Source organism: Treponema sp. (genome assembly GCF_017430385.1).
In the GTDB taxonomy this organism is placed as follows: domain Bacteria; phylum Spirochaetota; class Spirochaetia; order Treponematales; family Treponemataceae; genus Treponema_D.
Window position 1 is genome coordinate 1 of the sequence record NZ_JAFRNB010000129.1, and the last position, 11462, is coordinate 11462.

General features: G+C 45.1%; 12 protein-coding genes. 1 reads left to right on the forward strand and 11 read right to left on the reverse strand.

Annotation, left to right across the window (positions count from 1 at the left end):
* The 9 genes from IJJ71_RS09265 to IJJ71_RS09305 all read right to left on the reverse strand — a co-directional run.
* A partial coding sequence (locus IJJ71_RS09265) for a substrate-binding domain-containing protein (protein WP_296846549.1) occupies positions 1 to 599 on the reverse strand: 599 nt, incomplete at its 3' end.
* A 350-nt stretch (positions 600 to 949) separates the two neighbouring features.
* Positions 950 to 1453 (reverse strand): GNAT family N-acetyltransferase, encoded by a 504-nt coding sequence (locus tag IJJ71_RS09270; protein WP_296846550.1) that lies wholly within the window; start codon positions 1451 to 1453, stop codon positions 950 to 952.
* Positions 1450 to 2799 (reverse strand): MATE family efflux transporter, encoded by a 1350-nt coding sequence (locus tag IJJ71_RS09275; RefSeq protein ID WP_296846551.1) that lies wholly within the window; start codon positions 2797 to 2799, stop codon positions 1450 to 1452. The genes IJJ71_RS09270 and IJJ71_RS09275 overlap by 4 nt, the downstream gene beginning before the upstream one ends.
* An 18-nt stretch (positions 2800 to 2817) precedes the next feature.
* Positions 2818 to 4083 (reverse strand): nitrogenase component 1, encoded by a 1266-nt coding sequence (locus IJJ71_RS09280; RefSeq protein WP_296846552.1) that lies wholly within the window; start codon positions 4081 to 4083, stop codon positions 2818 to 2820.
* 51 nt (positions 4084 to 4134) lie between these two features.
* A complete protein-coding gene (locus tag IJJ71_RS09285) occupies positions 4135 to 5616 on the reverse strand; it encodes a nitrogenase component 1 (protein ID WP_296846553.1) in 1482 nt (493 codons plus the stop codon).
* Between the two features lie 12 nt (positions 5617 to 5628).
* Complete coding sequence (locus IJJ71_RS09290) at positions 5629 to 6381, reverse strand: amino acid ABC transporter ATP-binding protein (protein WP_184658814.1); 753 nt, start codon at positions 6379 to 6381, stop codon at positions 5629 to 5631.
* 5 nt (positions 6382 to 6386) lie between these two features.
* On the reverse strand, positions 6387 to 7049 hold the full coding sequence (locus IJJ71_RS09295; protein ID WP_184658812.1) for an ABC transporter permease subunit: 663 nt from the start codon (positions 7047 to 7049) through the stop codon (positions 6387 to 6389).
* Complete coding sequence (locus IJJ71_RS09300; RefSeq protein ID WP_296846554.1) at positions 7046 to 7756, reverse strand: amino acid ABC transporter permease; 711 nt, start codon at positions 7754 to 7756, stop codon at positions 7046 to 7048. The genes IJJ71_RS09295 and IJJ71_RS09300 overlap by 4 nt, the downstream gene beginning before the upstream one ends.
* Before the next feature lie 20 nt (positions 7757 to 7776).
* The gene (locus tag IJJ71_RS09305; protein ID WP_296846555.1) at positions 7777 to 8598 is read right to left on the reverse strand and encodes a transporter substrate-binding domain-containing protein; all 822 of its coding nucleotides are present in this window, start codon (positions 8596 to 8598) and stop codon (positions 7777 to 7779) included.
* Between the two features lie 117 nt (positions 8599 to 8715).
* On the opposite strand from IJJ71_RS09305, the gene IJJ71_RS09310 reads away from it, so the two are divergent.
* Entirely contained in the window at positions 8716 to 9375 is a 660-nt protein-coding gene (locus tag IJJ71_RS09310) for a TatD family nuclease-associated radical SAM protein (protein WP_296846556.1), read from the forward strand.
* Between the two features lie 21 nt (positions 9376 to 9396).
* Here the strand turns inward: IJJ71_RS09310 and IJJ71_RS09315 are convergent, their stop codons facing one another.
* Both IJJ71_RS09315 and IJJ71_RS09320 read right to left on the reverse strand, forming a co-directional pair.
* Entirely contained in the window at positions 9397 to 10317 is a 921-nt protein-coding gene (locus IJJ71_RS09315) for a LysR family transcriptional regulator (RefSeq protein WP_296846557.1), read from the reverse strand.
* 121 nt (positions 10318 to 10438) lie between these two features.
* Positions 10439 to 11462, reverse strand: a 1024-nt coding sequence (locus IJJ71_RS09320) for a nitrogenase component 1 (RefSeq protein WP_296846558.1), incomplete at its 5' end; no start/stop codon positions are given.

An 11462-nucleotide genomic window follows, 5' to 3' on the forward strand; every position in this document is an offset into this window, starting at 1 on the left:
ACCGCGTCTCCTTCTTCTCCGAATTTATCTCTGAGCCATGAGGAAATGACCAGCTGCGGAGTTATTTGAATTCTGGTTCCGACACTGTGACCTTTCCAATTATCAAGATTTTTCAACTCGCCTGCGACTTTTTTATTTGCAAAAAGCATGTGACCGCCACCCATGGTTCCGGCAAACAAAACAATATCCGCGCCGTTTCCGGCAGAAACAAGAGTCGCCACCAGATTGTTAAGTCTTCCGTCGACTTTTCCAGTAATTAAAGGCTCAATTCCATCATTGTATTCGATTTTAGGCACAACACCATGTTTTTCTGCAAGGCCGTCCTCAGCTGAAAGATAAACTACCGGAGTATAGTTACTACTCAGCACATTGCTCAGCTTCAGTTCAGGAATTGAAGCAGTTTTTTTTGAGCAGCCTATAAATGAAAAAGAAAGCATAACGACAATCAGAGTACAGTAAATGAACTGGTTCCCATGTATATAGTTGTAATTATGGCCCATTGCCATTGCCTCAATAAAATTACTGAGTTTTTCTTTCAGTGATTTTACCAAGAAGCGAAGCTCACCTTGTCCGTTTTCTCTCTGTACATGATTTATCATACTTATTTCTCCTTGTTCGTGTATTTTTTCCTCAAAAAAAAGAAGGTAGAAAATTTATACAGAAAAATGACAGGTTTGAGAAATACAAGTTTTCTATAATGTTATAAGAAAAAAATATGTATATGAAAATTTTATTGAGGTTATCGGAAAAAAGTATTTGTACAGAATCGGAAATTATTTTATAACTGCGTTCGGTAAGTTCGATTTTCTTTTTTTGTGAAGAATTTTGTGCCTCTTCCAGAATTCAAAACAAAAAAAATCGCGCAGACAACCAAAAGCACTGAGTTCTTACCATACCGCTTTGGCTCAGTGCTTTTTTTGTTTTTAAAGGAGATGCTTTATTAATTTTTTTAGAATTCAAGCCTCATCTGGAGCCAGACCACGCCGCCGTGCGTTGAATTGGAAACGCCCTCGCTTTTGAAGCCGAATTTCTCGTAGAATGTGCGCAGTTTTTCCTTACAGGTAAGAACGATTCCCTTTCTGACCTGGCCTTTTGCGTCAGAAATGACCTGCTCCATTACCTTGGAGGCAAAGCCCCTATGCTGAAAGGCAGGATTTGTGTCCACGCCAAAAATCATCTGCCAGTCGCCCTTTTCGTCGTGGATTGATGGATTGTCGTACATTTCGTCAGTCAAGTCTTTCTGATTTGTCACAAGACCGTTGATGAAGGAAATCAGCTCCCTTTCATTTCCAGCCTCGTCACATTCAAACAAAAGCCAGAAGTGGTTTGAAAAGACTTTCAGCCGCTTTTCAAGTGATTGACGGCTGGCCGCTTCTGCAGGCGGAAAGCAGATGGCTTCAACCTCGTTCAGTTTTTCAAGGTCATTAAGATTTGCGTGTCGGATTTTTGTCATATTCGCACCTCCTTCAAATTATTCGAATGAAATCTATAACAGCATATCATGGCGATGGAAGTGAAAACCCAAACCACGGGATATGCGATTGAAACCACATAGAAGCTTGGGGTGAGGCGGGTCGCCACAAAAAGGAAAGTCTGCCGCAAGAGCACGAAACCCGCAAAAGTGATGATTGTTGGTGCAAGTGAAATTCCCAGTCCCCGCAGAATCTGAGCAAAAAACATGCAGACAGCACAGAGGATGTAAAAAGGAGCCGTACACCTGATGAAAATCGCCCCGTAACGGATTGATTCATCGTCATCAATAAAAATCGAAGTCAGAAGCTCTGCAAAAATGAAAAAAATAATCGCAAAGAAAGCCACAAGCGCAAGCTTCATGGAAAGGGCTGATTTGATTCCCTGCCTGATACGCATGATTTTTCCAGCACCGAAATTTTGCCCCGTAAAAGTCATAGCCGCAAAAGCAATGCTCTGCATCACGCCCTGCATGAGCTGATCCAGCCGAACGAAGATAGCCCAGCCCGCCGCACAGGAAGAAGTGAAGGCGTTCACATACTTCTGTATGAAAGTGTTGGAAAAGGCCGTGATTGAGGAAGCGATTGCTCCGGGAAGCCCGATTCGAAGTATTTCCTTCAAAATCTTGAAGTCAATTCTGAGTCTTCTGACTTGGACTTTAACAACATCGTCACTTTTCATCAGGACGAAAAACACAGGAAGAATCGAAAGACATTCTGAAATCACCGTGGCCCAGGCCGCACCCTTTATTCCCCATTTGAAGCCCAGAACAAAAATAAAATCAAGCGCAATGTTCACGAGCGAAGAAAAGACGAGGAAATAAAGCGGACGCCGTGAGTCTCCCAAAGCACGAAGGATTCCTGAGCCAATGTTGTAGAGAATTAGGAAGCTGATTCCGGCAAAATAAATCCTGAGGTAAGACAGAGCTGGCTCAAAAACGCTTTCCGGGACAGAAATCAAACGCAGCACAAGAGGAGACAGGGCAATTCCTGCCACCGTCATAATCAGGCTGATGAAAAAAGAGCTGAGAATCGCCGTGTGAATCGCATTCTGCAGGCGGCCGATATCTTTTGCCCCAAAGGCCTGGGAAATCACGACCTGAGCTCCAGTGGAAAATCCTGCAAAAAAACCGATTACTGTGAAGACATACTGAGTTGAAGCCCCGATAGCCGCAAGGGCATCCTTCCCTAAGAATTTTCCCACGACAAAACAGTCCATCGTGTTGTAGAACTGCTGGAACATGTTTCCGGCAAAGAGAGGAAGGGCAAAAGCTGCAATCTGAGGAAGGATGGCTCCTTCAGTCATGTCGAGGTTTCTTGACTTATTCATCTGAATCAAAATCTAACTCTAAAAATGGTTATACAAGTCTTCCATCAATGAGACTGCCCCACGACTTCCAATGTGGGAGCGGTTCAAAATCTCTTTATCAAGGCAAGGATTCGATGTGATTGCAAAAAATGCGTTCAGTTTCTGGGCAATTTTCTTTTCGTAGGAACTTCCCATAAAAAGCGTTGCTCGGCCATCATAATTTTTTGCAATCTGTTCAATTTCGTAGACATCATTCTCAAAGTAAACATCTGCCTTGCGGGAACAATCAAGATTCTGAATCTCATCGCGGATTTTCTGCCTGTCCTTTTCGTATACCGAATCTGTCAGAATCACAGCAAGGGGAATATGGCCGTGCACGTTGACCAGAAAGCGGGCGATTCCCAAAGCCTTTGCGCTTTCACCCACAAGAATGAAGCGGTGACGCTCAAAATTGCCGAAAAGCGAGTCCAGATATTCATAGACGTAAAGTTCTTCTGCATGTGCGGCTTTTTCCACGACTTCTTTTTTGATTCCAAGCTTTTCTGCCAAAATTTTAAGGAAAGAAGCCGTATCTTTGGGGCCAACCGGCCAGCCTGAAAGCGTGAGCGTTTCGATTCCGAAGACGTGCTTGTAGTAGGCGTCAACGTTTTTTGCAAGCCAGGGCGAAAGATTTATGTTGAGGGCGGCATTGCCAGAATTTTTGAACTCTTCGATTCCGTTCCGGCGGATGAAAAATGTGTTCGCCCTGACGCCGATTCTTGAAAGAATTCTCGTGATTTCCTCAAAATCACCCCGTAAAGTGATGTCCGAGCTTGGCGGCTGCCCGTAGATGTTTACCAAAAGAGGATCTGTCTTTGTTTTTTGGGCAAGGGCTTTGACTGTGGCAAGAAGAGCCATGTTGTAGCCAGTGTAAGTGTCACCACGGAAACCTGCCGTGTCGATGCTTGTAATCGGGTATGGGGAATCTTTGAATTCTTCGACAACGCTTTCAACATCGTCGCCGTTGATTCCCATTGAGCAGCCTGTAAGGACAGCGTAATAATCGCCGTCCATGATTTCAAGACTGCCTTTGATTGTCTCGCGGAGTCTCTGAGTACCACCGAATACGACTTCTTTCTCATAAGCATTTGAGCTGGGAAGGCCGTGATAGCCTCCAAGATAATAAAGATTTGTGTGATTCGAAGCCTGCATTGAACATCCAGGGCTTGCGTGCAAAATCGGAATCGCACGGTAAATATTTCCGATTACGTCAAGGGCTCCGTGAAGAGAACACAAATTTCTTGGTCTTTCAATACATTTTTCCATTGTTTACTCCTTAAATAGCACCACGCTAGTGGCGTTGCATGGAGGTGCTTTCTATAACGCATCCTCTGGCATCTGGAGATAGCTGAATGCGTCTTTTTTGTACCATTCCTCGCGATAAGCATTTTTTGAAAACTGCGAGAGATTTTTGTTAAAATTATTGTTGTCCAAAGCATCTTCAATTTTTCGCCCCAGATACAAAACACCCCGATAGCCGAAAGTCGGCCGTTTTGAGTCGAGGATATGAAGCGACGGAATCCCCAGCCTGCTTACCCAGTTAGACATTCCAATAAAAACATCAGGCTTGAATTTTTTGAGAAGATTGACCTGCTCGTAAGGCTGCATATCCGCAATATTCACCAAAAATTCAGAACCATGCAGTTCTTCGAGCCGTTTGAAGTCATCGATGTAAGCCTCATCATAATATGGCGTGTGCATGCACAGGAGTTTCATTCCATAGTCACCAATCAATGTTGCGGCGGCAAAACCACGGCCAGTTCCGGCTGTAAGGCAGGCTCTGAGTCCGTCAGTCTTCTTTTTAATCCTCTCGATTTCATCACGGACTGCGGCACTTTCCGAGGCAATAAAATCTTCCGCCTCTTTTTCCTTTCCTGCGAGTTTTGCAATTGCCCTGAGCCAGCGGTTTGTGCTTCGGGTTCCAATCGGCATGTTCGTTACCGCATAAGGAATCCCATATTTTTCGTTTAAAAATTTTATGTATTCGTCACCGAAAATCTGACAGACCGAAATATTGTACTCAGCGGCAGGGATTTTCATTATGTCTTCGTAAGTTGCATTGTAAGGCAAAATGTTCGCTTCAAGCCCGATTGCATTCAACATCCGCTTCATTTCCTGCTGGTCTGCCCAACTGAGAGAATGTGTCGCAAAAAGATTTATTAGGCCTTTCTGCTTTGGCGGACGGGCATCGCGAATCACATAATTTTGCAAAGTCGCAAGCGCAAGGTCGTAGCCTGTGGCGTGATTGCGGCTTTTAAAGCCCTCGCAGTGAACAGGGGCAAAAAGAATGTCACGCCCCTCAAATTTTCTGTACTTTTTTTCCATTCTTTCGGCAACGGCATCAATGTCGTCCCCGATAATCGCCGCCGCACATGAAGAAAGAATGAATACAATTTTCGGATTATATCGTTCCACAGCCTTTTCAATCGTCTCCTGCAAGCGTTTTTCTCCGCCCAGAATGACTTCTTTTTCACCAAGAGCCGATGAAATCACATGGCTTTCCGGCGCATCGTCTCGCCCGCGATGATGTTTGTAAACATTAAGCCGGTCAATCGCACCAAAAGCGGCACAGCCAGAGCAGCCCAGTGGAGAATGAATAATCATTACCGTGTCCTGCAAAGAAACAAGCGCATTCATGCTGTTTACCTGCACGCACTGAATTCCCTGCTCAAAGGTACGGTGTGCGTTTTTAAGACAATGAGACTGGGCTTTTTCTCGCAATACACCCGATTCACCCACCTGAACGTCGGCAAAACCCAGATGCTTGTCACGAATTGTGTCCTGAATCTGCTTTTGCATGATAATTTCCTTCTATATAATATAATCTGATGGCGGCAATATTCGCTTTAGGAACTGCTTTGTCCGCTCTTCCTTGGGGTGATAAAAAATATCGTTTGGAGAGCCTTCCTCAACGACGTAGCCCCCGTCCATGAATACGACTTTATCGGCAACCTCTTCGGCAAAGCTCATCTCGTGAGTCACGACAATCATCGTATGGCCTTCCTTTGCAACCTGCTTTATAAGGGCAAGGGTTTCGCCGACAAGCTCAGGGTCCAGGGCACTGGTAGGCTCGTCAAACAGAATCACCTCAGCGTCCTGAGCCACAGCCCGGGCAATTCCCACACGCTGCTGCTGGCCGCCTGAAAGCTGGCTCGGATAGTAATCTTCTTTGTCGGAAAGGCCGACTTTTTTAAGCTCCAGTTTTGCCCGCTCAATCGCCTGAGCCTTTGGAACTCCGTGGCCCGTGACCAGAGCCTCAACGATATTTTCAAGTGCAGTCTTGTTTGCGAATAGATTGTAATTCTGAAAGACCATTGAAGTTTTTCTTCTGACGTTAAGGACGTCTTTTTTCTTTGCGGCGTGCAGGTCCACCGAAATGTCTCCGATTGAAAGAGTTCCCTTGTCTGCCCGCTCCAAAAAATTTATCGAGCGCAAAAGGGTTGTCTTTCCACTTCCGCTGGGGCCAAGAATGACAACGACATTTCCGTCTTCAACCGTAAGGGAAACATCATGCAGCACTTCAAGATGGCCAAAAGATTTTTTCACATGCTCAAGTTTTATCATTTTCCTCACCTTTTTTTCGACAGATGCTTTTCCAGGCGAACCAGGAAGAATTCAACGACCGCGTTCACAGCCCAATAGATAATCGCCGCCGCCACATAGCCTTCAACGTAGCTGTAAGTGTCCGCACAGGGAATCGTGGAGCCGTTCAGCACGTCCACCACGCCAAGCACAAGGACAATCGAAGTGTTTTTAATTGAACCCAGCGTGTTGTTCGTAAGGTTTGGCAGGGCAACAGGAATCATCTGGGGAATTATGATTTTTTTAAGTGCCTGAAAAGTCGAAAGTCCGCAGCTGTAGGCCGCCTCGTACTGACCTTTTGGAATTGCCAGAAAAGCCCCGCGAATCGTCTCACTCAGAATGATTGTTCTGCTCAGCGTAAATGTAAAATAAGCCAGCAGCATGGTTCCGTTTTTGCCGGGCTTAAAGCAACTCAGGTAAATCAAGTGAAAAATCAGAAGCGTGACCATGAGCGGAATGCCTGAATAGACTGCGACGAAGACTTTAAACACTTTCTCAACAACCGGAACCTTGAAAATTCTTGCAACTGCAATCAAAGTTCCAAGGACAAGGCCCAGAGCCAGCGGGATCAGGGCAAGTTTGAGGGTGACGGGAATAAAGACCACGCCCGAAAGAAGGCACTTCCAGAGATACTCAAAACTGAATTTCATACAACCCCCATCCTTACAGGCTTCGCACCGAAAGTCAGCTTTTTGTCGATTTTTGTGGTGATTGCCGTAAGGGCAAAGTTAATCAGCACGAAAATGACCGCGATAATTACGTAGCTTTCAAGACTGTGGCCTGTTGTGGCTCCAAGCGCGCTGGCTCTTCCGATAATGTCAATCACGCCAATCATGAAGACCAGCGATGTTTCCTGAAAAAGGCCAATCAGAGTAAGACCTGTAGAAGGAAGGGCAACCCGCACGGCCTGGGGAAGTACAATCCTGACAAAGGCGTTAAATTCAGAAAATCCGCAGGCAATGGCCGCTTCCCTCTGACCTTTTGGAATCGAAAGAATGGCACCACGGAAAATCTCGCCCAAAAATACTCCCTGATTTAAAATCAAGGCCAGGTCAACAAAAATGATTTTTTCCCATCTGCGTGAATCGATTCCGAAAAAAGTCTTGAGCACAATCGGAAGGGCGTAATAAACCACCAGCATCTGAACCAGAAGGGGCGTTCCCCGCTCAAAGGAAATGAATACCGTCAGAATCTGATTGAGAACCGGAATTTTTTTGATTCTGGCAGTCGCAATCAGAAGGGCAAGGAGAAAGCCCAAAGTGAACGCAACCGCCACAATCTCAAAAGTTATCGGCAGCTTAACAATCAGAACCGGAAAATTTTGAACAAGTCTCTTCCAGGAAAATAAATCCGCCATAAGCTCAGTCCGATTTTATTCTATTTGTTTATATTCTTCGTTGTGTCAGAACCCAAATCTTTAATAGCAAGTTTTGCAAGTTCACCTGAATCAATAAGTTTTTTAAGTGCTCCATCTACGTCAGCCTTGAGGGTCGGATTGTCCAGATTGAAGATGAAATAAGCCGCTGAAGTTGAAATAGGCTCCTCAACGAGGCGGAAAATATTTCCATATTCTTTTTGAATCTGATTGAAGCTTGGAATATTTGTGAAGAATGCGTCGTAAGTGCCGTTTTTCATTGCCGCAACGACCTGCTCATTTGTGAGTGCCGAAGTAAGAATCGCATTAATCTGCTCGTTCGGATGGTCTTCGTTCCAGTGCTGCAAGATTGCGCCTGTCGCACTTCCTGTCGAAGCCTGAGCCGTTTTTCCAACCAGGTCTTTGAGGGAATTAACGTCAGTATTTTCCTTCAACACGACGATGTATTTTGAAAAGTCATTGTAGCCGTATTCCGTAAAAAGATAATTCTTCCTTCGCTCTGGATTTGACTCATAGGCATGGGCACCGATGTCAACTTTTCCTGCAGAAAGGGCAAGCAGAATGTTCTTGAAGTCAAAAGTCTGGAATTCAAATTTATACTGGGGCAAAAGCTCGTCAATCGCCTTCATTACGTCAATCTCGTAGCCTGCAAGCTCACCCTTTTCATCAAGATAGCAGTAAAGCTGCATGTCAGAGCCTGTACCGACGATAACGGTCTGAACTTCAGTCTTTTCCTTTTTGCATGAAAGCAAGCCAAAAGTCAAAAGGGCAAGTGCCAAAGCCAAAACAGTCTTACCAAGATTTTTTAAAGTAAATTTTTTCATAAAACCTCCTCTCTAGGTCGTTATTACCTAGCACAGTAGTAGGTATATATTTTTTTAAGAATCTTTACTAATATATTTTTTTTATAGGTGTTATAGGAATTTTCTATAACTGAATAATTGACAGAAAAATACGAAAAAATTACGATAAGAATCATGGCAAAAAGTGAAAAAATGATGAAAATCGTCTACCAGGTCAAAAACGGGCTTTATCTGAACATTACCAACCGCTGCCCTTGTGCCTGCACTTTCTGCATCCGGCAGAAGAACAAAAAATTCTATGTTCAGGATTCTTTGTGGCTGGAGCACGAGCCTAGCTTTGATGAAGTAAAGGCGGCCCTGCTTGCCGAGGATTTATCAAAATACAGTGAATTCGTGTTCTGCGGGTTTGGAGAGCCGACCGAAGCCCTGGATGTGCTTTTGGAGACCGCAAAATTTCTTAAAAGCCAGGTTCAAAAGCCAATCAGAATCAATACAAACGGTCTCGGAAATTTAATTCATAAAAAAGACATTACACCACTTTTTCAAGGTTTAATCGACTCAATCTCAATCAGCCTCAATTCAAGCGATCCAAAAATCTACGAGGAACGTTGCCGCCCGACTTTCGGAGAAAATGCCCATGCCGCCATGCTTGCATTCGCCCGAAATTCAGTAAAATATGTGCCGAATGTTACTATGACCACGGTTTCCACAACAATCACCCACGAAGATGAGGAAAACTGCCGCGAGCTGTGCAAAAAAATCGGTACAAACTACAGAATCCGCGAGCTGATTGAGTAAAATCCCCTTTTCCGTACAATACTAACACACAAATCCCGCGATATTCAAAATCCGCCGCACCGCATCGATGTAATTCAGGCTGATTTTTTCGATTTTTATGTTATTTTTTGTAATGTAGCCCAGCTCAAAACTGTGGCAGAGTCCGTCATCGGGATTCTGTAGCGGAACAAGGACAAAATCTTCGTTCGTTTCTTCTGCAAATACGCCCGAAAGAAAAGTGTAGCCGTCAAGAGTTTTGAGCAGGTTCAGTTCCGTGGCCCGGTCAGCAACCGTAATCGCCTGATTCAGGCCGTAGCGTTCAATCACTTCATCGGAGAAAAATGACTTAACATCGTCGGTGTCAAAAGTCACGAAGCGGTAATCCGAAAGCTCGTCGAGCGAGACAGACTCTTTTTTGGCCAGAGGATGATTTTTGTGAAGGTACACAAAGGCGTTACATTCGGTGAGATGATGAAATTCAATGTTGTTGGATTTGAGACTTTTTGAAATTGACTCCCGGTTTGAGTCACTGAGGTAGAGAATACCGATCTGGCTTTTTCCGAGTGCGACATCCGCAATCACAAGCGAAGCTTTTTTTTCGCAGAAAGCAAAATCATAGTTCTCGCCCGAAAAATCCTTTACGATTTCGACAAAGGCCTTCCGCGCAAAGGCATAATACAATGTCGTGACCGAAAAAGTTTTCTTTTCTGACGAAGTATATTTTTTGAGAAGTCTTTCGTAATGTAAATAAAATTCTCTGGCGTCATGGATGAATCTCGCACCAGTTTCTGTCGGCTTCACTCCGCGGGCTGTGCGCATAAAAATCTGAAAGCCAAGCTCATCTTCCGCGTCATGCAGAGAAGCTGAAAGAGAAGGCTGCGAGACAAAAAGCCTTTCCGAAGCCTTGTTGAGCGAAGTAGAATCTGCCACGCCAAGAATGTATTTTATTTGCTGTAGAGTCATAAAAAAATTGGGGGCGTTACGGGGGCGAGCCCACGTAGAAGGGGGTGGTGAGCTACGAAGTGCGAACCAGGGGGAAGGCTTTCCCCCCTTTAATTGCTAATTGCTCAGTCCCGATTCCTAATTATCTTTTGCTTTCCGCGTTGATGAACTTTTCGTTGCTCTGCTCGTACCACCATTTTGTGTACGGAAGCTTGATTCGGGCGGCAAGGTTTTTCTCGAACGAGCGGTTTGTAACGGTGTCGCGAATCAGTTTTGCAAAGCTCAAAGTTCCCTCGTAGCCAAAGACTGTGTACTCGTCGGCAACGAAGACTGCGGCATAGCCCTGCTTGATTGCCCAGACAGTAGTTCCCGGGTGACGGCTAAAGTAAACGTCCGGCTTGTAGCGGTTGAGGATGTTCAAAACCTCGTAGTTCTGCTGGTCGGCGACGGCAACCCTCATGTCCTTAGGGCTGTTTTTAAGCAGATGCTCCAGTGCCGGCGGAACTTGGCCGTTGTCGTACTTGTAATCGTAGTGCCATGCAAGGGCGTAATCGATTGTCATGCCGAATTCCTGCAAAACGCGGGCAATCTCGTAAGTAAAGCCTGGTCCCATTCCGATTACAGCCCGAAGTCCACGAAGCGGCTTGATTGCCTCTTCAATCTGCGGAATGTAAATTTCGCGCTGTTTTTTGATGTAGGCTTCAACCTGCTCGCGGCGGCCAATTGCATCCCCGATTCCACGGAGCCATGTTTCAAAGCCTGTTACTCCAGAATGGTTGATTGTACGCACGTAAGGAACGCCGTAAGTTTCTTCCAAAGCGTTTCCAAGATAAGTTCCCAGAGTACCGCAGATACAGACCGTTGCCAATGCCTCGCTCAAATGGCTAAGCTCTTCGATTGTCGAGTTACAGTACAAAAACTGAGGCTCAGCGTCAAAGACTTCGTTGAAAATCTTTGTAATCTGAGGACGTGCGCTCTCGTAGAAGTTCTTGATGTTGATGATTCTTCGTTTTTCTTTAGGCGGCTTTACGATTCCCTGCAAAATAGCGTGGTCGGAAATATCAAAGCCACTCGCCCAGATTCGGCTCTTGAAGCCTTCGCAGTGAACAGAAATCACAGGAATCGGAAGTTCCTCGTTGATTTCGTCGGCCAGGCCGTCAACGTCC